Annotated in this window: 19 protein-coding genes and 3 tRNA genes; 13 read left to right on the top strand and 9 right to left on the bottom strand. The window is 54.5% G+C overall.

Annotation, left to right across the window (positions count from 1 at the left end; all coding sequences use genetic code 11):
• Nucleotides 1-41: 41 nt before the first annotated feature.
• Nucleotides 42-839, bottom strand: coding sequence for an ABC transporter substrate-binding protein (locus TH30_RS20155; protein WP_114099879.1), 798 nt, complete (start codon nt 837-839; stop codon nt 42-44).
• Between the two features lie 175 nt (nt 840-1014).
• On the opposite strand from TH30_RS20155, the gene TH30_RS20150 reads away from it, so the two are divergent.
• Nucleotides 1015-1704: a FadR/GntR family transcriptional regulator gene (locus TH30_RS20150; RefSeq protein ID WP_114099878.1), complete on the top strand. Its 690-nt coding sequence runs from the start codon at nt 1015-1017 to the stop codon at nt 1702-1704.
• Between the two features lie 11 nt (nt 1705-1715).
• On the opposite strand, the gene TH30_RS20145 is transcribed toward TH30_RS20150, so the two are convergent.
• Entirely contained in the window at nt 1716-2642 is a 927-nt protein-coding gene (locus TH30_RS20145) for a LysR family transcriptional regulator (RefSeq protein WP_114099877.1), read from the bottom strand.
• A 120-nt stretch (nt 2643-2762) separates the two neighbouring features.
• Between TH30_RS20145 and TH30_RS20140 the strand changes: the two genes are divergently transcribed.
• From TH30_RS20140 to TH30_RS20120, 5 genes are all read left to right on the top strand, one after another.
• Complete coding sequence (locus TH30_RS20140; protein WP_114099912.1) at nt 2763-4067, top strand: aspartate aminotransferase family protein; 1305 nt, start codon at nt 2763-2765, stop codon at nt 4065-4067.
• Between the two features lie 38 nt (nt 4068-4105).
• Complete coding sequence (locus TH30_RS20135) at nt 4106-4453, top strand: Dabb family protein (RefSeq protein ID WP_258548806.1); 348 nt, start codon at nt 4106-4108, stop codon at nt 4451-4453.
• A 192-nt stretch (nt 4454-4645) separates the two neighbouring features.
• A complete protein-coding gene (locus TH30_RS20130) occupies nt 4646-5656 on the top strand; it encodes an HlyD family secretion protein (RefSeq protein WP_114099876.1) in 1011 nt (336 codons plus the stop codon).
• Nucleotides 5656-8427, top strand: a complete 2772-nt coding sequence (gene rbbA / locus TH30_RS20125) for a ribosome-associated ATPase/putative transporter RbbA (RefSeq protein WP_114099875.1) — start codon at nt 5656-5658, stop codon at nt 8425-8427. The genes TH30_RS20130 and rbbA overlap by 1 nt, the downstream gene beginning before the upstream one ends.
• Nucleotides 8428-8431: 4 nt before the next feature.
• A complete protein-coding gene (locus TH30_RS20120; RefSeq protein WP_114099874.1) occupies nt 8432-9574 on the top strand; it encodes an ABC transporter permease in 1143 nt (380 codons plus the stop codon).
• A gap of 53 nt (nt 9575-9627) precedes the next feature.
• Here the strand turns inward: TH30_RS20120 and TH30_RS20115 are convergent.
• The 3 genes from TH30_RS20115 to TH30_RS20105 all read right to left on the bottom strand — a co-directional run bounded on the left by TH30_RS20115 (nt 9628) and on the right by TH30_RS20105 (nt 9890).
• A tRNA-Val gene (locus TH30_RS20115) sits at nt 9628-9704 on the bottom strand.
• Between the two features lie 16 nt (nt 9705-9720).
• Nucleotides 9721-9797 (bottom strand) — tRNA-Val (locus tag TH30_RS20110).
• 16 nt (nt 9798-9813) lie between these two features.
• Nucleotides 9814-9890 (bottom strand) — tRNA-Val (locus TH30_RS20105).
• Nucleotides 9891-10149: 259 nt separating this feature from the next.
• Here TH30_RS20105 and TH30_RS20100 point away from each other — a divergent pair.
• Both TH30_RS20100 and TH30_RS20095 read left to right on the top strand, forming a co-directional pair.
• Nucleotides 10150-11016, top strand: a complete 867-nt coding sequence (locus TH30_RS20100; protein ID WP_114099873.1) for an N-formylglutamate amidohydrolase — start codon at nt 10150-10152, stop codon at nt 11014-11016.
• Entirely contained in the window at nt 11016-11591 is a 576-nt protein-coding gene (locus TH30_RS20095) for a GNAT family N-acetyltransferase (protein ID WP_114099872.1), read from the top strand. The genes TH30_RS20100 and TH30_RS20095 overlap by 1 nt, the downstream gene beginning before the upstream one ends.
• Before the next feature lie 807 nt (nt 11592-12398).
• On the opposite strand, the gene TH30_RS20090 is transcribed toward TH30_RS20095, so the two are convergent.
• The 3 genes from TH30_RS20090 to dgcN form a co-directional block, all read right to left on the bottom strand.
• Nucleotides 12399-13370 (bottom strand): GGDEF domain-containing protein, encoded by a 972-nt coding sequence (locus tag TH30_RS20090; RefSeq protein WP_258548805.1) that lies wholly within the window; start codon nt 13368-13370, stop codon nt 12399-12401.
• 600 nt (nt 13371-13970) lie between these two features.
• A complete protein-coding gene (dgcA, locus tag TH30_RS20085; RefSeq protein WP_114099870.1) occupies nt 13971-14951 on the bottom strand; it encodes an N-acetyl-D-Glu racemase DgcA in 981 nt (326 codons plus the stop codon).
• Nucleotide 14952: 1 nt separating this feature from the next.
• The gene (gene dgcN / locus TH30_RS20080) at nt 14953-15957 is read right to left on the bottom strand and encodes an N-acetyltransferase DgcN (RefSeq protein ID WP_114099869.1); all 1005 of its coding nucleotides are present in this window, start codon (nt 15955-15957) and stop codon (nt 14953-14955) included.
• Between the two features lie 270 nt (nt 15958-16227).
• Here dgcN and TH30_RS20075 point away from each other — a divergent pair, with 270 nt between their 5' ends.
• From TH30_RS20075 to TH30_RS20055, 5 genes are all read left to right on the top strand, one after another.
• Nucleotides 16228-17577, top strand: a complete 1350-nt coding sequence (locus tag TH30_RS20075) for a glutamine synthetase family protein (RefSeq protein ID WP_114099910.1) — start codon at nt 16228-16230, stop codon at nt 17575-17577.
• Nucleotides 17578-17801: 224 nt separating this feature from the next.
• Nucleotides 17802-18902 carry a polyamine ABC transporter substrate-binding protein gene (locus TH30_RS20070; protein WP_114099868.1) on the top strand — a complete coding sequence of 367 codons (1101 nt, stop codon included), beginning with the start codon at nt 17802-17804 and terminating at the stop codon, nt 18900-18902.
• A gap of 399 nt (nt 18903-19301) precedes the next feature.
• Entirely contained in the window at nt 19302-20468 is a 1167-nt protein-coding gene (locus TH30_RS20065) for an ABC transporter ATP-binding protein (RefSeq protein ID WP_114099867.1), read from the top strand.
• A complete protein-coding gene (locus TH30_RS20060; protein WP_114099866.1) occupies nt 20465-21394 on the top strand; it encodes an ABC transporter permease subunit in 930 nt (309 codons plus the stop codon). Before TH30_RS20065 ends, TH30_RS20060 begins: the two co-directional genes overlap by 4 nt.
• Nucleotides 21391-22224 (top strand): ABC transporter permease subunit, encoded by an 834-nt coding sequence (locus tag TH30_RS20055; RefSeq protein ID WP_114099865.1) that lies wholly within the window; start codon nt 21391-21393, stop codon nt 22222-22224. The genes TH30_RS20060 and TH30_RS20055 overlap by 4 nt, the downstream gene beginning before the upstream one ends.
• A 98-nt stretch (nt 22225-22322) precedes the next feature.
• On the opposite strand, the gene TH30_RS20050 is transcribed toward TH30_RS20055, so the two are convergent.
• The gene (locus TH30_RS20050; protein WP_114099864.1) at nt 22323-23036 is read right to left on the bottom strand and encodes a TetR/AcrR family transcriptional regulator; all 714 of its coding nucleotides are present in this window, start codon (nt 23034-23036) and stop codon (nt 22323-22325) included.
• Nucleotides 23037-23074: the final 38 nt, after the last annotated feature.

Below are 23074 nucleotides of genomic sequence, written 5' to 3'. Positions count from 1 at the left end.
TCGGGGGCATCACCGGCAGGGTTGATGTGCGATATGCGCGATTATTTCAGGGTCGGCATATCGAGCACTTTGACCGTCGAGGTGGTGTCTTCGGGAACGGCACCGAACCAGGTTTCATGCAGACCGGCGATGAATCCTTCTTTTTTCAGTTCGGTGATCACGTCATTGACCTCGGTTGCCAGCGGGGCATCCTTGTTGAACATGATCGAGTATTTTTCACCCGTGGTGATGCGCTCAACAACCTTGAGGCTCGGCTTGTCCTTGACGTAGTAAAGCAGTGCCGGAATGTCGCTGATATAGCCGTCAATACGGCCTGCGGTCAGGTCAAGCATCGCAGGCGAAAGGCCTTCGTAGCGACGGACATCTTCGATGCCATATTCGCCACCGTTTTTGGTGACCCACATATCCCCCGTGGAGCCGGTATCAACACCGACAACCTTGCCCTTCATGGCATCGAGACCGGTGACACCGCCTGCTGCGGTCGCGGTCAGGGACTGGTCACTATCGTAATATGGCTGTGCGAAGGTCACAGACTCAAGCCGCTTGTCGGTGATGGTGATCGAGGAAACTGCCATGTCGATACGGCCCGATTGCACCGCCGGGAACAGACCGTTGAACGGAATGTTGACGAATTCGACGCTTTTGCCCAGACGCTTGGCGATTTCATTGACCAGATCGACTTCAAAGCCAACCACGGTGCCGTCTGCGGTTTCGAATTCCCACGGAACGTTGCCGATATTCGCCCCGACCGTCAGATCGGCGGCATTGGCCGAGCTTGCGACACCCATCGCAAGAACCCCACCGACAACGGAAGCCGCAACATATGAAAAGAGCTTCATTTTATTATCCTTGTGTTTTTCGATATCCCTGATAACTACTGGTCTAACTGGTCAGACCAGTTAGACCACAAGGAAACATAAATCCGGAACCGTTGCAAGTGGGTTGGAGAAAAATCGTGACAAGCACACAACCAGCGCGGTATTCGCTTTAAGAACAAGGAACGAGGGAAGAGCAATGTTCAACAGGACCCTTTTGCCACAATCGGTGGCACGGGAAATTCAGGGGATGATTCAGGACGGCACCCTGAAGCCCGGCGAAAAGATTCCCTCGCAGCGCGAATTTGCTCAGAAATTCGGGGTAAGTCGCGCATCGCTTCGCGAAGCCCTTTTAACGCTCGAAACCCTTGGCCTGATCAAGACCGAAGCCGGACGTGGCACCTTTGTTACCGCCGGTGGCACAAAATCAGAAGGCGATATGGCGCCTTGGCGCTATTCGGAAACCCATAGCGTTTTTGACGTTTTCCAGACCCGTCTGATCCTCGAAGGTGAAATCACGGCACTGGCCTGCGGCCGGTTGGCAGCAACCCAGTTTGAAGCCATGGAAGATGCCACCAACCGCATGGAAAAATGCTGGGCCGATCAGGACCTTATTGCCAATGTCGAGGCCGACCTTGAGTTCCACGGCACCATCGTGGCGGCATGCAGCAACAGCATGTTGCGTGATCTTTACAAAACCGTGCGCGATCAGATCACCGAAACCCAGCGCCAGCCGATTCCGATCACCGATCCGGAACGCATGCGCGAATCCATTGGCGAACATCGCAAAATCATGGCGGCCCTGCGCGACAATGACGCGGACCGTGCCCGCAAGGAAATGCAGGCCCATGTGCGCAATACCGCACGCTGTGCGGGTTTGCAGGCCTAGCACCCCTCCCCTTACAAAAACGGCAGCATGTTTTTGACGTGATCGGCAAAGGCGGCTGTGGCGGGGTTTTGGGTGCCCTCGCCTGCCATCACCTTAAGGCCCAGCTTGGGCAAGGCCGGTAGCGGCGCCTTGAGGATGTAAAGGTCATTGGGCACCGCCTTTTGCATCATCACACTGATGGCAAGTCCCGAACGGGCCACCGCGATCAGGCCGGTCAGGCTGCTGCTGGCATAGGATATCTTGTAGGGAATTCCGGCGGCGTTCATGGCATCACAGGCGGCCTTGTGATCAAGCGCGTTTGATGCCGGAAGGGCAAGCGGGATGATGCGACTGCTTGATGTTGTGGTATCGCCTGCCCCTTCTCCGATCACGTTTCCGATCCCGTTTCCAATCCCTGTGTCGAAATCATGCAGATCAAGGGTCGGTTTGGCACCTACCCATGCAAGTTGCTCGGCCCGTGCGATGTTAGGTTCCCCGTCCGGGTTGGCGACAGAGACCAGTGCCAGATCAATCTGGCGCGCGCGCAGCATTTTATGCAGTTCCGGCGTCGGGGCCGAAACCACCTTGATCTCCACATCCGGATAGATCGTCCCGAAGCTTTTGAGCAGGGCCGGGAAGAAGGCGATCAGGTAATCCTCTGGACAGCCAAATACCATGGAACCGCGAAGACCCCGGTCGGAAAAGGCAAAGACTGCCTCGTCATGGAGTTTTAATATCCGTTCGGCATAGCCAAGGAACCGTTCGCCACTGCCGGTCAAGGTAACGCCACTGCCACTGCGATGAAAAAGCGTCTGGCCCAGCGCATCTTCAAGACGTTGAATTTGCATGGTGACGGTTGATTGCGTGCGCCCGACCTGAAGCGCGGTGGCGCTCAGCGTCCCGGAATGGGCGGCGCGCACAAAGGTCGTCAGCAGTTTGAGATCAAGCAAGGTTTGCATGGCTTTGCCACCGCATATCAATTTTTCCAATACCGGAATACCATCATTATCAATTTTACGATGATATCAACAGCCGATACCCTGCATCCATCAAAGACACATGCTGACGGGGAGCCGATCATGTCAAACAATGCCGATCCGAAATTCTGGGATGCCGCCCAAAAACACCTGATCCGCTATGGCGGAACGTTTGAGCCCGCAATCATTGAACGTGCCAAGGGATCGTTTGTTTATGATGCCGATAACCGTGCGATCCTTGATTTCACATCCGGGCAGATGAGTGCGGTTTTGGGGCATGGGCACCCGAAAATCGTCGAAACCGTGCAGCGGCAGATCGAAACCGTCGCCCATCTGTTTAGCGGCATGTTGAGCCGCCCGGTGGTGACCTTGGCCGAACGGTTGGCCGCCCTTGCGCCGGGGCTGGATCGGGTTTTACTGCTTTCGACGGGGGCAGAAAGCAACGAAGCGGCCATTCGCATGGCAAAGCTTGTCACCGGTAAGCATGAGATTGTGGCGTTTTCCAAAAGCTGGCACGGGATGACCGGGGTTGCGGCATCGGCGACCTATAGTGCCGGGCGTAAGGGATATGGCCCGGCCGCGGTCGGATCACTTGCCATTCCGGCCCCCAATGCCTTTCGCCCGCGTTTCAGGAATGCCGACGGGTCGCTTGACTGGCAGACCGAGCTTGATGACGCCTTCACCCTGATTGATGCGCAATCGACAGGCAATCTGGCGGCCTTTGTCGCCGAACCGATCCTGTCAAGCGGCGGGATGCTGGAGCTCCCCAAGGGATACATCGCAGCCCTTAAGCAGAAATGCCATGAACGCGGGATGCTGCTTATTCTGGACGAAGCCCAGACCGGCATTGGCCGTACCGGCACCATGTTTGCCTTTGAACGCGATGGCGTGATGCCCGATATCATGACGCTTTCAAAAACCATCGGGGCGGGATTGCCGCTTTCGGCTGTGATGACCACGCCCGAAATCGAGGATGCCGCCCATGAAAAGGGGTATCTTTTCTATACCACCCACGTATCCGATCCCCTGCCCGCCGCCGTGGGTGTCACGGTTCTTGATGTTGTGGCGGAGGAAAACCTTGTGGCGCGGGCCGGTGTGATGGGCAAACGGTTGTTTGACGGGCTTTCCGCGTTGAAAGACCAGTATTCATGTGTTGGCGATGTGCGTGGACGCGGGCTTATGCTGGGTATGGAAATCGTCAAGGATGGTGGTGCGCCTGATCATGATCTTGGCGCTGCGATTGCGCGTGAAGCGTTTAAACGCGGGCTTAGCATGAATATCGTCAAGCTTCCGGGCATGGGCGGCGTGTTCCGCATTGCCCCGCCCCTGACCATTTCCGAGGACGAACTTGATCTTGGCATTTCGATCATTGGCGACAGCATTGCCGCAAGCCTTAATGGCCGCTGATCACGTTCAGATCAGTTGACAGACCAGACGAAACAAAGGTGAAATCAGGCAAAGTCAACCTTCATAAAGGCAGTGTCATGATCCGCCATATCGTTCTGGTCAAATTCCAACCCGGCATCAAACAGGATGACATCGCATCCCTGTTTGATGCCCTTGCCAATCTTGGCACGCTTATTCCCGGCATGCGGGGATTTGACGGCGGCGTTTCCGTCAGCCCGGAAAAGCTTGAACAGGGTTTCCGTCATGGTTTCTGCATTGATTTTGACGATGCCACCGCACGCGACGCCTATCTTGAACATCCCGAACATCAGAAACTCGGCGGGCAACTGGTCGGGATGCTTGACGGCGGGCTGTCGGGGTTGGTGGTGTTTGATCTTGAGATGTGAACCTTCGCAAACTGGTACTTTCTAATTTGCTCGACATCAAAGAATGCAGTGCGGCAACCCATTAGGATCATTCCAGAAAATCGGACATTGCAAGCGTAAGCGAACTCTGGTCAGATAATACGATCCGAGATTGTAAATTCCTTGCCTACATGTTCGAGGGTCAGAACCCTAGCCCCGTTTCCGGAGGATGGAATGAAGAACCTGCGTTCTTTGATGATTGTTCTTGTCGTGATTGTTGCCGCGGCCGGTGGCGGCTTTGCCTATTGGAAATCGCAGCAATCCGAACTTCCATCCTATATCGCATCGGGCAATGGCCGCATTGAAGCCGAAGAAATCCGGGTGGCGACCAAATATGCCGGGCGGATTGATGAAGTCCTTGTCGATGAGGGCGATACGGTCACGACCGGTCAGGTTCTCGCACGCATGGATACCGCCGAACTGATGGCCAGTCAGGCGCGTGCACGGGCCGAAGTTGCCGGTGCCGAACAGGGTATTGCAGAGGCCGAGGCCCTGATTGTCCAGCGCCAAAGCGAGCTTTCCTTTGCCCAGCAGCAATTGGTGCGCGCCAATGAGTTGGTCAAAAACAACAACATTTCGCGTGAACAGGTCGATCAGCGCCGCGCAGACCGCGATGTGGCACAGGCCGCGCTCAGTGCTGCCGAGGCCCGGCTGGTCAGCGCCCGGCGCAATGTCGAGGCGACCGAGGCCGAACTCAGACGCATCCAGGTCCAGATTGATGATTCTGTCCTGAAAGCCCCGCGTGACGGGCGTGTGCAATATCGCCTTGCCGAACCGGGCGAGGTTCTATCGGGTGGCGGACCGGTCATCACGTTGATTGATCTGACCGATGTTTACATGAATGTGTTCCTGCCGACCCGTCAGGCAGGCCTTGCCTTTGTCGGCAATGAGGCGCGCATCATTCTGGATGCAGCACAGGGCTTTGTGATCCCGGCCAGGGTATCGTTTGTCGCCGATGATGCGCAATTCACCCCGCGCGAAGTCGAAACGCGGTCGGAACGTGACAAGCTGATGTTCCGGGTCAAGATCCGCATTGATCGGGAATTGCTTTCTGAACATATCAAGCGGGTCAAAACCGGCCTTCCGGGTGAGGCCTATATCATGCTGGCCGATCATAATGACTGGCCCGCCGAATTCACCCCCAATGTGCCCGATGACGCCACCCTTCGCCAGAGCCTGCAATAATGGCGGGCGTGGTGGCGCATCCTGATCACGGCACTGATTTTGCCGTGCGGCTTCGTGATGTTTGCCATCGCTATGGCAAGGTCACAGCCCTTGATCATATCCATCTGGAAATTCCGACCGGACAGACTGTGGGCTTTATCGGCCCCGATGGTGTGGGGAAATCATCGGCCCTTGCCCTGATATCCGGGGCGCGTAAAGGTCAGGACGGGCTGGTCGAGACACTGGGCGGATCCATGAGCGACAGCGCGCATCGCAATGCGGTCCTGCCCCGGATTGCCTATATGCCCCAGGGGCTTGGCAAGAACCTTTATATGGACCTGACGATCCGCGAGAACCTTGATTTCTTTGGGCGTCTGTTCGGTCAGGGCAAGCGTGAACGCAATGAACGCATTGCGTCGCTGACCAGGGCAACCGGACTGGCGCCGTTTACCGAGCGCCCGGCGGGCAAGCTTTCGGGCGGGATGAAACAGAAACTGGGGCTTTGCTGCGCACTTATTCATGATCCCGATATCCTGATCCTTGATGAACCGACCACCGGGGTTGATCCCCTGTCGCGTCGGCAGTTCTGGCTGCTGATTGATGCCATCCGCGAAACCCGAAGCGAAATGACGGTTCTGGTCGCCACCGCCTATATGGATGAAGCCGCCCGGTTTGATCATCTGATTGCGATGAATGACGGCAAGGTATTGGCGACCGGTAGTGCCGACGAGATTTTAAGCCGGACGGGGACCGAGAGCCTTGAAGCAGCCTTCATCGCGCTTTTACCCGAAGAAGAACGCAGCGGGCATCATGAGCTGATCATTCCGCCCCGCACGGAAAATGGCGACATACCGGCCATCGTTGCCGAAAACCTGACCCAGCGATTTGGCAATTTTACCGCTGTCGACAATGTCAGTTTCCGGATCGAAAAAGGCGAGATTTTCGGGTTCCTCGGATCAAATGGCTGTGGCAAGACCACGACCATGAAGATGCTGACCGGGCTTTTGGCAGCGACCGAAGGCACGGCAGAACTTTTTGGCAAACCGGTTGACGGGCAGGATATCGAACTGCGCCGTCGGGTTGGCTACATGAGTCAGGCCTTTTCACTTTATTCCGAACTGACCGTTCTTCAGAACCTTGAGCTGCATGCAAGGCTGTTTCACCTCCCCGATGATCAGATCAAACCGCGGATTGCCGAACTTTCAGACCGGTTCGGGCTCAGTGAATATCACGACGATCTGTCCGAACGCCTGCCACTTGGTGTGCGGCAGCGCCTGTCGCTTGCCGTTGCGATCATTCACGATCCGGAAATCCTGATCCTTGATGAACCGACATCGGGTGTGGACCCGGTGGCGCGTGACGGGTTCTGGGAATTGCTGGTCGAGCTTTCACGCAAACAGGGCGTGACGATCTTTATTTCCACCCATTTCATGAATGAGGCCGAGCGATGTGATCGCATATCGCTGATGCATGCGGGCAAGGTTCTGATCAGCGACACACCCGACGCCATTACCAGGGGGCGAGGATGTGCGACACTTGAAGAAGCCTTTATCAGCTATCTGGTGGAAGCCAGCGGCGAACAGGAAAGCGCACCTGAACCGGACCCCGATCAGATTGCAGGCGATGATATCCAGCCTGATCACTGGAAACCGGCAAAGGCATCGATCTTCAGCCCGAGACGGCTATGGGCCTATTCACTGCGCGAGACCATGGAACTGATCCGCGATCCGATCCGGTTGATGTTTGCCCTGATCGGGACGGCGATCCTGATGCCGGTCTTTGGTTACGGCATTACCTTTGACGTTGAAAACCTGACCTATGCGGTTTTGGATCGCGATCAGACGCCCGAAAGCCGGACCTATATCGAAAATCTGTCGGGATCGCGCTATTTCGAAGAGCAACCCGCACTGATCAGCAATAACGATCTTGAGGCGCGGTTGTTATCAGGCGACATATCGCTGGCGATTGAAATTCCGCCCGGTTTCGGACGGGATGTCGGCCGGGGGGCAAGCCCGGAAATCGGGGCGTTCATTGACGGCACCATGCCATTTCGGGCCGAGACGATTCACGGCTATGTCGAAGGTATTCATCAACGTTATCTGGCCGAAAGTGCACGTCGCGCACAAGGCAGCGCGTCATCCCCCCTGCCGATCCGGATCGAAACCCGGTATCGCTATAATCAGGATTTCAAAAGCATCTATGCCATGGTGCCATCGGTGATTGCCCTGCTTCTGATGTTTATTCCCGCCGTCCTGATGGCGGTAGGCGTGGTGCGCGAAAAGGAACTGGGATCGATCACCAATCTTTATGTGACGCCGGTCTCGAAACTTGAATTCCTGCTGGGCAAACAGTTGCCCTATATCGGGCTTGGGCTGATCAACTTTGTTCTGATGACAGCGATGGCGCTGTTCTGGTTCGAGGTACCGTTGCGTGGCAACGGATTGACGCTTTTGGTCGGTGCAACCCTGTTTGTGATTGCAACCACCGGGCTCGGACTTCTGATTTCGTCCTTTACCAGCACCCAGATCGCCGCCCTGTTCGGCACAGCGATCATCACCATGGTGCCATCGGTGATGTTTTCAGGGATGATGCAGCCGATCTCGTCGCTTGAGGGCGCGCCTGCGGTGCTTTCGACCATCATCCCGACATCGCATTTCATGTCGATCAGTGTCGGCACCTTTACCAAGGCGCTGGGCTTTGCCGAGCTTTATCCCGAACTGATCAAGCTTGCGATATTCTTCCCGGCCCTAAGTGTGATTTCGATGCTGCTTTTGAAAAAGCAGGAGGTGTAAGGCGATGTTTTCAAGACGGATTGGCAATATCTATCGCCTTGGTATCAAGGAGCTTTACAGTCTCAGGCGCGATGTCGTTTTGATGGCCCTGATCGTCTGGGCGTTTTCATTTGCGATCTATAACGCGGCGACCGGTTTTTCGCATGACCTGAATAATGCATCGATTGCAATTTCCGATCAGGACGGATCGGCCATATCGCTTCGCATTCGGGATGCTTTCCTGCCGCCATTTTTCCAGACACCGGTGCAGATTGCCGAGCGTGATCTGGATGCAGCAATGAATAGCGGAGCCTTCACCTTTGTCCTTGTTATCCCGCCACGGTTTGAGCGCGATCTGATTGGCGGGCGCAATCCGGAAGTGCAGCTTAATATCGATGCCACCGCCATGATGCAGGCCGGGATCGGTCAGGGCTATGTCAGCAACATCATCGCACAGGAAGTTTCAAGCTGGCTGGGGGGCAAATCGGCCTATGCGGGGGCCAATACGGATAGTGCGGCACAGATCGTCACACGCTATGCCTATAACCAGAATGCGACGAGTTCCTGGTTTACGGCGACCATGGAAATCATCAATGCCATCACGATGCTGTCGATCATTCTTTCGGGGGCGGCCCTTATTCGGGAACGCGAACATGGCACGATTGAACATCTTCTTGTGATGCCGCTTGATCCGTTTGAAATCATGATGGCAAAGGTCTGGGCCAACGGCCTTGTGATCCTGATTGCCAGTATGCTGTCACTGATCTTCGTGGTTCAGCTGGTGCTTGGCGTGCCGGTGATCGGATCAAAGCTTTTATTCATGGCGGGGACGGTCTTGTATCTGTTCTTTGCCACCGCACTTGGCATTTTCCTTGCGACCATGACCCGATCAATGCCGCAATTCGGATTGCTATTTATCCTTGTCGTCCTGCCGCTTCGCATGCTGTCGGGGGGAACGACCCCGCTTGAAAGCATGCCCGAAACCCTTCAGAACATCATGCAGATCGCCCCATCAACGCATTTCGTCAAATATGCGCAGGCGATCCTGTTTCGCGGGGCCGGGATTGATGTGGTATGGCCCGAATTCCTGCTGGTCTTTGTGATTGCCAGCGCCTTCTTTGCCTTTAGCGCCATGCGCTTCAGAAAAAGCATCGCGCAGATGCGATAATCATTCAGGCTGGAAAATGCAAAACCCCGCGCGGCAACCCGGCGGGGTGGGAATGGTGGGCCTAACAAGACTCGAACTTGTGACCTCTCGCATGTCAAGCGAACGCTCTAACCAACTGAGCTATAGGCCCCTATGGGTGTGAAAGATGGTGGGCCTAACAAGACTCGAACTTGTGACCTCTCGCATGTCAAGCGAACGCTCTAACCAACTGAGCTATAGGCCCCTATGGGTGTGAAAGATGGTGGGCCTAACAAGACTCGAACTTGTGACCTCTCGCATGTCAAGCGAACGCTCTAACCAACTGAGCTATAGGCCCGCAAATCCATCTTTCAGAAGACCGCCCCTATCATATCGAAAGGATTGGTCTGTGCCGTTTGCGTCGGCGAGGCGGTATTTAGCCCAAGGCAGACAAAGGCGCAACCCCAGAAATGGTTTTTTGACAAAAAATCTTCATCAATTCTGCTCCAATTACCATATGCTAGAGGAACATATTGCCCCTGATCAGGTGCAATATGATTTTTGGGGACCGCGGGACATTCAACACACCCATTCAGGGATGGACATTACGAAAGACAATGAACCAGTTGCCTTCGGAAATTGCCTCTAGCGGGCCTGCTACTGTTATCCTGCCGCCACGGCAGACCTTGCCTGTGGTCTTTGCATCCCCGCATTCGGGGCGCCAATACCCGCAGGATCTGATTGAAAGCGCACGGATCGGATCGTTTGAATTACGCGCATCGGAAGATGCCTTTGTCGATCAGCTGTTCAGCGCGGCCCCGAAACTCGGCGCACCGCTGCTTTGCGCGACCTTCCCGCGGGCCTATGTCGATGTGAACCGGGCGGCGATGGAACTTGATCCGCGCATGTTCGAGGGTGACCTGCCCCATGATGCGGAAATCAATTCGATGCGCGCGCTTTCGGGACTTGGGTCGATTCCGCGTGTGGTCAGTGGCGGGGTCGAGATTTATAAAGGCCGCCTGCCCGTCGAAGAAGCATTCGAACGCATTGACACCTATTACCGTCCCTATCACCGGGCCTTGCAGAAGCTGATTGAGCAGACGCGCGATACATTTGGCTATTGCATCCTGATTGATTGCCATTCGATGCCCGGCGATTCCACCGACAGCACAAAAAACCGCGTTGATCTGGTGCTTGGCGATTGCTATGGAACATCATGCCACCCGTCACTGACGCGGTTTGTGGATGATTGTCTTCGCGATATGGGATTTGGCCCGGCGCACAATGACCCCTATGCCGGGGGATATTGCACCCGTCATTACGGCCGCCCCGAGGAGCATGTGCACAGTCTTCAGATCGAGCTGTCGCGCGCGCTTTACATGGATGAAGCCACAATCACCCCGCATCGCGGATTTGACGTTTTGCGCGACCAGATGACCAATCTGATTGCGTCCTTCCATGATCTCGACGGGAACCCGCTTTAATGACCGATACCGCGACCAGTGTTGTTTTGCACGATCTGGTGATCCGTGACGCAGAACCCGAAGATTTCGAGCGCATCACTGAAATCTATGGCCATCATGTCCTGCATGGGCTGGCCTCGTTTGAGGAACGCGCCCCGGAAATCGCCGAACTGACATCGCGCTGGCAACATGTGCGCGAGCGCGGCCTGCCCTATCTGGTAGCAGAGCTTGACGGCCGGGTTGAGGGATTTGCCTATGCCGGGTCCTATCGTACGCGCCCGGCCTATCGTTTTACGGTCGAAGACACGATCTATATCGCACCCGATGTCGTCGGCAAGGGTGCGGGTCGCGCGTTGCTTTCAGAGCTGATTAAACGGTGCACAGCGCTTGGTTATCGCCAGATGGTCGCGGTGATCGGTGACAGCGCCAACGTAGCCTCTATCGGCCTGCATGCGCGTCTGGGCTTCCGGGTTGCCGGAACCCTGCAATCAGCGGGTTTCAAACTCGGTCGCTGGGTCGATAGCGTGATCATGCAGCGCGGGCTTGGGGATGGTGACGGCACGATTCCCGAAGGCAACCCGACCCGAGAGAAGTAATCTCAGAACATTCGAAACCGCGAATTCCAGGGCGCCATTGCAGAAACAACTGTGATGGCGCCCTTTTTAACACTTGAACCGAATCAACAGGGCGCGATGTTCGGTAAAAGCATCCTGCGGTACACAAGAGTTCACACATACAAAAGACACAGCCACATCAGCAAAACCGGAAATTGATTTGCAGCGCACAATAATATTTTCAAAGCAGGGGAGTTTTGGACCAATCGGTTAGTTTCAAGCACAACCATCAACCGAAACGGCAGAATTCAGGCAAAAAAGAAGGCCGCCTGTGACAGCGGCCCAAGTCTAGGGAGGAAACGTCCAAGAAACGAGCGACAAGTCGCTCGCCGGAATGCACTGCGTCCTACCGCAGCGCACAAATGAACATTACCGATTTGCCGGGGAGGACGCAACAGCTTTTTGACTATTTTTTCGCCAAAAATATTACTGCACGTTTTTTGATCACAATTTTATGACAATGCCCGTCAATCGCCCTGAAAATCCCCAGTCAGAGATTATTTTTTGATCACTGAAGAAAAGCGTATTTTCACAATCGGAAAGAGAATCGGCGCGAATCTGGTTTCAGGCAGGACCAAAAATCACCTGTCCGCCACCATCATTTCCCGTTGAACGGTTATTTTGGCCTCTAATTGCACCGGAAATGATCCAAGGGATTCGCAAATCCGCGGTCCAAGCGATCACAATGATGACTTTGGCCCTGCCTAAAACACGTTCCTGTTGTCACAATCCAGCAAGACTGGTGTTTTAATACAAGGATCAAAATAAAATCAGGAAAGCTCTGAAAGCCTAGTTCAGCGTCCGGTCAACAGGCTGAACCTTGGCACTGCAGGGAGCACCGGGATTGCGCGCCACAGCGTTGCGACGCCCCGAGAGGCTATTGGCGATCATATCATCATGATCGCGACGCTTCTTGGCCTCATACATGCGACGATCAGCCAGCTCGATCAGGTTTTGCGGCAGGGCAATCGCATCTTCGATCCGCTCTGACAGGCCAACACTGGCCCTTTGAACCTGACCGTTTTCGAGTGCCGCCAGCCCCGGCGCCATAACACGGTCCAGCACTTCGGCTGCACGCGCATGATCAAGCTCGGGCAGCAGAACAAGGAATTCCTCCCCGCCCCAGCGGACAACAAGGTCGGATCGCCGGAACCGGGTTACCAGATTTTCCCCGACCTCGCCCAGAATGCGATCCCCGTAATCATGACCATAGCGGTCATTGATCTGCTTGAAGTCATCAAGATCGATAAAGGCCACGGTGTAAGGGGCGCGTTTGCGAAGCGCACCATCGAAGCTGACCTTGATCATTTCCATGCCAAAGGCCCGGGTATAACAGCCCGTAAGCGGGTCGATCGCAATTTCCTGGGCAGCCATGATCGTCCGGTAAAGCTGCACAAGGGCCGAAAAAACGGCAAGCGGCAGCAAGACCGACAACAGCATTTCAAGCGGGATGACCCCGGTTGCCAGATCGACATAACTGCCAACGATCAAAAGCGCGATGATGGGAAGCGATAGCAAAATCGCCTCGACCAGGGTCACTGGCATGATCGCAATCATCAGCACAAGGCCCAGCATCAAACAGCTATGGGCGGAATGCATCAAGATAGTGGATTCGGGATCATTGCCGGAAAAGATGCTGAGCAAACAGGCCGCAACGATCAGCATCAACATCGGCAAATAGGGAAACCGGCGTCGCAACCGCGCACTGACAGCCCGATTGGTAATGACCGCCAAGGCAACCAAACCAACCAGCAATCGCATTATAACAGTCTGTGACGACCAGATATCGGTGGAAAAACTGTGATCCCAGAAAGGGGCCGCCAGCAGAAGAACAAGAACAAAAAGAGCAGCAAAACGTGCGGAAAGCTGAATCGACTCCTTGCGCCGCAAATGCATCAATTCTGCATGCCTTGGCGTATAGAGGAAGTCACGATAGCAACACCGCAAAGATCCGGCAGTGCGTCTACTATCTTTAAAGGGATCAGATAGCACGCAGTACAGCTCCAGCTTCAGTTTTTTAAAGGGCCCTACCTGTCCCCTCATATGAGCATCATGGTTCCCTTATTTAACCCAAGATACAACTATCCATTAGAGGTGGAAGTACCCGACCGGTGAGTATTTCGATACTTTTCCGTTGGAAATCTATACGTAAGCACCTGAAAATAAATAACAATTTGTTAACCAATATTTTCAGCGCCGCTTTAAGAAAAATGCAACTTTCTTGATCGGCACCGTAGGTCATCGGCCTGTCAACGACCTTTCCCGAACGAACAAGGCCGCACCGGGTCTTTCGGTGCGGCCTTGTATATCGTAACAGGGATCAGAATTGCCCGATCCCGGGCAATCTCCGGTACATGATGATCAGCCCCAAAGAGCACGATCAGGAAGCCCCATGACCCCATTGTTAAAGGTCAGGGCATTTTCCCGGTCCTTGGCCATCCAGATCGGGCCATCGAGATCGACAATGCGTGACATTGCCCCGGTGATCATGGCCGGTGCCATCGCAAGCGAGGTCCCCACCATACACCCGGTCATCAGCTGCATCCCGGCCTTGGAAGCGGCTTCTGCCAGTTCCAGCGCACCGGTAAGACCGCCGGTCTTGTCGAGCTTGATATTGATCATGTCATAGAGATTGGCCAGACGCGGAATGTCGGCAACCGTGTGAACCGACTCATCGGCACACAACAGAACCGGACAGTCGATATCGATCAGACCATCATCCTGCCCCGCAGGAAGCGGCTGTTCGATCATTTCAACGCCAAGCCCGTCAAGTTCCGAGCCGATATCGGCAAGCAGATCCAGCGTCCATGCCTCGTTGGCATCAACAATGATACGGGCCTTGGGTGAACCTTCGCGAACCGCACGCACGGATTCGAGAACATTTTCACCATTCAGCTTGACCTTCAACAAAGGCGCATGGGCAATTTTGCGTGCCGCTTCGCGCATGTTGTCAGGCGTATCGATGCTGAGCGTTTCGGCCGTCACCAACCCTTCGGGGGCCTTGTGACCGATCATTTCCCAAACGCGGCGTCCGGTGCGCTTGGCTTCGAGATCCCAATAGGCACAGTCGACAGCATTGCGCGCTGCGCCGGCTTTCATGGCATCCTGAAGCTCAAGACGCGTCATGCCACGTGACAGCGCATCAGCCTGTGCATTGATGTCAGCAATGACACCTTCCACAGTTTCGCCGTAACGGGCATAGGGAACGCATTCCCCATAGCCCGTATGCGTGCCGTCCGTCAGGGTCACCTTGACCACATGTGCCTCGGTCCGCGCCCCGCGCGAGATTTTGAAAACCTGCGCCAGAGGAAAGACTTCGGAAATCACACTAAGCTGGGGCAACTTAAATCTCCTGGAGCTTGTCGACGATCGGACCGACGCCGATGCGAACCGGATCAACTGCCGGCAGACCGAATTCCGCTTCGATCTCTGCCAGAAGTTTCTTGGCAGCGGCATCGTCAAGCGCCTTGGTGTTGATTGCAAAACCGACGACCACACAATCGGGATTGGTCAGTTTGGCATGCATCAGGTTGACATCCATGCAGGTCTTGAGATCGGGCAGTTTGTAGCCCGGAAGACCGCGCATATGCGCACGGGTCGGTTCGTGGCAAATCACAAGCGCGTCAGCCTGCGAACCGTGGATGAGGCCCATGGTTACACCCGAGAAGGATGCATGGAACAGGCTGCCCTGCCCTTCGATGACGTCCCAGTGGTCTGCATCATTTGCCGGTGCGATGGTTTCAACAGCACCCGAAATGAAGTCAGAGATCACCGCATCAACCGAGATGCCTTCACCCGCGATGAAAATGCCGGTCTGACCGGTCGCGCGGAAGTCGGACTTCATGCCGCGTTTTTTCATCTCTGCATCAATGGCAAGCGTGGTGTACATTTTACCAACCGAGCAATCGGTACCGACGGCCAGAACACGCTTGCCGGAACGTTTTTCACCGTTACCGACCGGAACCTTGCCATCGAAGTGACGCACGTCAAACAGGTTCACGCCCTTGGCAGCAGCAGCTTCAACCAGTTCGGGAATGGTCGAAAGGCGGGTATGCAGACCGTTGGCGATATCCATGCCGGCATCGATTGCTGCCAGAAGGGTTTCCATCCATGCCGGACCGATGATGCCGCCACGGTTGGCAACGCCAAGTACCAGAGTCTTAACACCTGCTGCCTTTGCTTCGGCAATGGACATTTCCGGAAGGCCCAGGTCGGCCTGACAGCCCGGAAGGCTGAGCTGACCGACGCACCATTCCGGACGCCACTGTTTGATGCCGATTGCGGTTTTTGCTGCCAGTTCGTCCGGCGCGTCACCAAGAAACATAAGATAGGGATGTTCGATTTTCATAATACCTCCTTGACCAGCGTCCAAACGCTGCCCTTATAATCTGGAGCACTTATAGCGCAATATGGTGGAAGCGTTCCAGAGATATGAATTGATATCTTCGACGATAACACCAATATTTCGACTATAATTCGAAAAACAAAGACAATAAGAAAATTAAATACAAAACTCTTCGAAGACCAACATTCTTTCTTGTGAATTTTGTCGGGAATGGCCCGAAAAACGCAAGAAAATGCAATTTTGAAGGACTGGCGTGAAAGCGCCCGACTACATATGAGCACCGATCTCAAGAAGTGGCTATCTGAGCGTAAAATCGAAGAAGTCGAATGCATCGTCCCCGATATGTCAGGGGTCGCAAGGGGCAAGGTCCTGCCGACGCAGAAATTCCTGCGCGGTCTGGAGGCCAAAAGCCTTGCCATCCCGGAGGCAATTTTCTGCCTGACTGTGACTGGCGGCTATCCCGAAGAAACCGATGCATTCCTTGATCCCGCCGAGAAAGACGTTGTGATGGTTCCTGACCCGAAGACCATCCGCGTTGTGCCCTGGTACGAGGAGCCGACTGCTCAGATCATCTGCGACTGTTATCATTTCTCGGGCGAGGAAGTTTCGACCTCGCCGCGCGGGGTTCTCAAACGTGTTCTCAAGGCTTTTGAGGAACGCGGCATGACACCGGTCATTGCCCCTGAACTTGAATTTTATCTGGTGGCAAAAAACACCGACCCGGACAACCCGCTTGAGCCGCCGATTGGACGTTCCGGGCGCCCGGAACGGGCATCGAACGCGTTTGGAATCGACGCGATCAACGAATTCGATCCGCTGATCGAAGACCTGTATGACTATTGCGAGGCCATGGATATCGATGCCGATACCATGAGCCACGAATCCGGCCCGGCCCAGCTTGAAATGAACTTCAACCATGGCGAGCCGCTTGAACTGGCCGACCAGTCGTTCCTGTTCAAACGCACCCTGCGCGAAACTGCACTCAAGCACGGAGTCTATGGAACTTTCATGGCAAAACCGATGGGCAACCATCCGGGCAGCGCCATGCATATCCATCAAAGTCTGATCGACATCAACACTGGCAAGAACCTGTTTGCCGATGATGATGGCGAGAACTCCAAGATGTTCCTGAACTATATTGGCGGCCTGCAGCGTTATCTGCCTGCGGCCATGCCGCTTCTGGCTCCGAACATGAACAGCTATCGCCGTTTGCAGCCCTGGTCGGATGCGCCGATCAACATGCACTGGTCCCTTGATAACCGTACCGTCGGCCTGCGTCAGCCCAATGGCCCGGCTGCGGCACGCCGTATCGAAAACCGGATCCCGGGTGCAGATGCAAACCCGTATCTGGCGGTTGCCGCATCACTTGCCTGTGGCTTGCTTGGCATCATTGAAGAAATCGAGCCGACCGCACCGATCGAAGGTTCGGGCTATGACCGCGCCCATTCCCTGCCCCGCCATATCCATGAAGCATTGGCGAAGTTCCAGCGTTGCAAGCCGCTTAAAGAGCTGCTTGGCGAGGAATTCTCAGCAGCGGTTCTGGCGGTCAAGGAAGCCGAGTGGGATGCCTATCAGACCGTGATCAGTGCATGGGAACGCGAGCATCTTCTGCTGAACGTTTAAAACTGCGGGTCGAATTTTGCGCCGGGTGTGAAGTCCCGGCGCAAGATTATTGCATCGAAAATGCCTAATTTTTTACTTGATGCGAAAAATGCACAATTTTCCATCTTGTGTTTGACAATATCCTGATGCATTCGAAGGATATTGGACGTGTCCTCGGGTCCTGGAGGAAGCAAACAACAGGATCACCAAACTTTCAAACGCTGCCACATGGGAGGCTCAGCGAAATGAAATCTCTTCTTAAATCTTCAAGCCTTGTCGTGCTTGCCTCGATCGGCTTTGCCGGTGCAGCGCAAGCCGAAGATGTTTTGAACATCTACAACTGGTCTGACTATATCGGCGAAGAAACCATTGCCAATTTCGAAAAAGAAACCGGCATCAAGGTTAACTACGACGTCTATGACAGCAACCAGGTTGTCGAGGCAAAGCTTCTTGCCGGCAATTCCGGTTACGACATTGTTGTCCCGACCCTGGCCGATGCCCAGCGCCTGATCCAGGCGGGCATTTTCCAGAAAGTCGACAAGACCAAACTGACCAATTTCGGCAACCTTGATCCGGTCATTCTGGCCCAGACCGCAAAATACGATCCGAACAACGATTTCGCTGTTCCGTATCTTTGGGGCACCAACGGTTTTGGTTATAACGTTGCCAAGGTCAAGGAAGTCCTTGGGGATGACGCGCCGCTTGACAGCTGGTCGCTGATTTTCGATCCGAAATATGCCGAAGCCCTGTCCAAATGCGGCCTGACGCTTCTGGATGATCCGGGCGAGATCGTCCCGCTTGTGAACTTCTATCTTGGCAACATGCCGGAAGGCGCACCGACCGCAGAAAGCATCGAAAGTGCGATGGCCGAGCTGGAGAAAATCCGCCCGTACATCACCTATTTCCACAGTTCGCAATACATTAACGACCTTGCCAACGGCAATGTCTGCGTATCTGTCGGCTGGTCGGGTGACGTTGGTCAGGCAGCAGCCCGCGCAGAAGAAGCCGGCAACGGCAACGAGATCAAATACGTGATCCCGAATGAAGGTACCCTGATCTGGTTTGACGTGATGATGATCCCGGCCGATGCACCGCATGCCGAGCTCGCACACAAATTCATCGATTATGTCCTGCGTGCCGATGTTGAAGCCGACATTGCAAACTATGTCGCCTATGCAACACCGAACCTTGCAGCCATGCCGATGATCGACGAAGCGCTGAAATCTGATCCGGGCGTTTACCCGTCTCAGGAAGTCAAGGAACGTCTGCGTTCGAAAATCGAACCGGGTCCTCGCGAATTGCGTACCCGTACCCGTCTGTGGACCAAACTTAAAACCGGTCAGTAAGAAATCTATTGCGACCATCACTTGATGGTCGGACCTTCTGAACGTCAAAGGGCGCGATTTTGATCGCGCCCTTTTTGATGTGCAGCCGGGCCGTGATGTGACTCGCGATCCTGTGATGATATTCACACATGCCCGACCAACAGCCCACAGCCTGAGGCCCGTTGAATAATGCACATTTTCTGAACACCCCAAGGTCATTTCCTGCCATTTTTGGCGGCATATACGGGTTGTTGTTCAAAATATCGCACACCCCTCTTTACAGATTGTAGAATTGCTTCATCCTGTTATCAGAGCGAACCGACATACCGGCGCCGACGCAACATTCAAAGATTGCGCAGCAGATCATCAGGGACTGTCGTCTGGAATTATCGGTTCATCATGAATTTGAAACAGGGGAGAATGCTGGTGCCTGAGGCGGTTTTGGATCGCGCGCATGAGGACGTGCATAAGACGCAACCTTGGAACAACCCGGATGCGGTTCCCTATATCCGCTTTGAGAATGTGACCAAGAAATTCGGTGACTTCTACGCCGTTGATGATGTTTCCCTTGATATTTATCGCCACGAACTGTTTGCCCTTCTGGGCGGTTCGGGCTGCGGGAAAACAACGCTTCTGCGCATGCTGGCCGGGTTCGAGGAACCGACATCGGGAAAAATCTATATTGATGGCGTCGATATGGACGGTGTTCCGGCCTATGAACGCCCGACCAACATGATGTTCCAGTCCTATGCCCTGTTCCCGCATATGAGCGTCGAGCAGAATGTCGCATTCGGCCTTGTGCAGGACGGGGTTTCGCGCAGCGAGATCAGGGAACTGGTGGCCGAGATGCTTGGCCTTGTCCAGATGAGCAAGTTTGCCAAACGCAAACCCCATCAGCTTTCGGGCGGACAGCGCCAGCGCGTCGCCCTTGCCCGTTCACTGATCAAGCGCCCCAAGGTTCTGTTGCTTGATGAACCGCTTGGCGCACTTGACAAGAAGCTTCGCGAACAGACCCAGTTCGAACTGGTCAATATTCAGGAAAAAGTCGGCACGACCTTTGTCATGGTAACCCATGACCAGGAAGAAGCCATGACGATGGCATCACGTATCGCCGTGATGAATGAAGGCGTGATCAACCAGATCGGAACGCCGTTCGAACTTTATGAATATCCCAACAGCCGCTACACGGCGAACTTCCTTGGTCAGGTCAACCTGATCGAAGGCGTTCTGGTTGATGATGACGAGAAATACGCTGTCATCAAATCCGACGAAGCCGGTTGCGAAATCTACATTGATCACGCGGTTCAGGGCCACGAGGGCATGACATTCTGGGCCGCCATTCGCCCCGAACGCCTGCGTCTGACCAAAGAGGCACCGGAAGACACCAAATATAACTGTGTGTCGGGCAAGGTTGAAGAGATCGGCTATCTTGGCGGCATTTCGACCTATCACGTGCGCCTTGCAAGCGGCAAACGCATCAAGGTGACCGAACCGAATTCCACCCGCCAGATAGAACCGCGTTACACGTGGGAAGACAGCGTCTGGGTATCGTGGGAGGCCGGGGCTGCTTCGGTTCTGAACCAATGAGCAGTGACAAGCTAACCCTGAAACAACGTTTTGATCGCTGGATGATCAAGCATGGCCGGGTACTGGTCATAGGTATTCCGTATTTCTGGCTTTTCCTGTTCTTCCTGGTGCCGTTTCTGATCGTTCTGAAGATCAGTTTTTCCATGGCCGAATATGCGCAGCCGCCTTATAGCGCGCTGTTCGCCTGGATTGATGAAGGTGTAACGATAACGCTTAATTTCGGGAACTACCTGTTCCTGTTATCAGACAGCCTTTATGCGACGGCCTATCTGAATTCGATCCGGATTGCCGCGATCTCCACCGTCATCACCCTGCTGATCGGCTATCCGATGGCCTACGGGATTGCCCGTGCGCGCGGATCGATGCGCAGTGTGCTTCTGATGCTTGTGATCCTGCCATTCTGGACCAGCTTTCTGATCCGTGTCTATGCGTGGATCGGGATTCTGGATCGCGAAGGCCTGATCAATGCATTCCTGCTGTGGACCGGCATCATTTCCGAACCACTGATCATGCGCCAGACCGAGTTCGCGGTCTATGTCGGGATTGTCTACACCTACCTGCCCTTCATGATCCTGCCGCTTTACTCGACACTTGAGAAAATGGATATCAGCCTGATCGAGGCAGCCCTTGATCTTGGCTGCAAGCCCTGGCAGGCCTTTGTCAAAGTTACCCTGCCGCTGTCACTTCCGGGGATTCTGGCGGGATCGCTTCTGGTCTTTATTCCGGCTGTGGGCGAATTCGTTATTCCGGAACTTCTGGGCGGTCCGAATACCCTTATGATCGGTCGAACGCTTTGGAACGAATTCTTTGCCAACCGTGACTGGCCGATTGCATCGGCGGTGGCGATTGCGATGCTGGTCTTCCTGGTTGTTCCGATCATGTGGTTCCAGCATATCCAGACCAAGCAGGAGGAAGGCCAGCAATGAGTGGTAAACGTTCAACCTTCCTGATTTCGGCACTGGCCTTTGGCTTTGCCTTTCTTTATGTGCCGATCCTGCTTGTCATCATCTATTCGTTTAACGAAGGCAAGCTGGTGACCGTATGGTCGGGCTTTTCGACCAAATGGTACGTGTCGCTGTTTAACAATGACGGCATGATTGATGCCGCCTGGAACAGCCTTCGGATCGGTGTGATGTCGGCAACCCTTGCACTTGCACTTGGCACGCCAGCCGGGCTTGTCATGTCACGCTTTGGCCGGTTCAAGGGACGCACCCTGTTTTCAGGCATGATCGCAGCCCCGCTTGTGATGCCCGAAGTCATTACCGGTCTGTCGCTTTTGCTGTTGTTTGTAACCCTTGAACAAATTGTCGGCTGGCCGGCAGGACGCGGGATTTCAACAATCACGATCGCGCATTCGACCTTCTGTGCGGCCTATGTCGCGGTTGTTGTGCAGTCGCGCCTGTCGGGGATGGATATCTCGGTCGAGGAAGCCGCGATGGATCTGGGCGCAAAGCCCGGCAAGATCTTTTTCGTCATCACGCTTCCGATGATCCTTCCGGCCCTTCTGGCGGGCTGGCTTCTGTCCTTTACGCTGTCGCTTGATGATCTGGTGATTGCAAGCTTTGTCGCCGGACCGGGGTCAACCACCCTTCCGATGAAGGTCTTCTCGTCCGTGCGTCTTGGGGTATCGCCAGAGATCAACGCATTAGCCACACTGATCATTCTTGCTGTGTCGATCTTGATTGTGATCGCAAGCATCATGATCCTGCGATCTGAACGAATGCGCAACCGCACAGCAAATGCGAGCGACATATAGACCCGATTTCCTGAACCAAAATGCTCAGACAAAAACAGCGCCGAAAGAAATCTTTCGGCGCTGTTTTCATGTAATCAGATGATCTGAAAACCTGTTGCTCAGGAACATTCACCTGCTGCGGCACGTCGCATCATCTCGCGACATTTCATGCCCGGTGCAGCAACCTGCCAATAAGACACCACGGCCTCTTCGGCAGCTTCTCCAAAATCGATGATAAGGCTGTTCAGGGCGTTCTGTTCCATCAGGCGCTTCACCCGTTCCGGAAGCTGTGACATCTGCCACAACCCAAGCACCAGCGCATAGGAAGACCGCATCAGCTTGCTGGCCTCGTCCGGCGTGATCGCATAAAGCTCTGCCAGGGCATCAGCCGTACGTTTGACCATAGAGGCCAGAAAACGGCGCTGACCGACGACCATTTCATCGTCCGAGCCTGATTCCAGAACGCCTTGCGCCAAGGATGCGAGACAGAGAAACTTCTCGTTCTTCACCAGATATTGCACGAATTCGCGCGCCACACGGGTAGAGTCCCGCTCTTCGGGGCGACGCAATGCTTCCTGATCAATGATATCAAGATTGTTCTCAAACCAGCCCTTCTGGAAATGGCGCAGCACTTCAAGAAACAGGGCTTCCTTGCTTGAGAAATAGAGATAAAGGGTTCCCTTGGCCAGATTGGCCTTTCGAGCAACCTCGGCTGCCGATGGCAAGGTTCCATCGCCTTCAAGATACAGCGCACGTGCAGCCTCAAGGATATCAGCACGACGCTTCAGTTTCTGTTCGTGGCTTCGCGCACGAACAAGATTTTCTTGTTCCATATTTATTAGCTTCCCCCAGCGTTTTTCCCCGCAATATT

The sequence above is a fragment of the Thalassospira profundimaris genome, assembly GCF_003326795.1.
Classification (GTDB): Bacteria; Pseudomonadota; Alphaproteobacteria; order Rhodospirillales; family Thalassospiraceae; genus Thalassospira; species Thalassospira profundimaris_C.
This window is presented reverse-complemented; position numbering and strand designations above follow the sequence as displayed.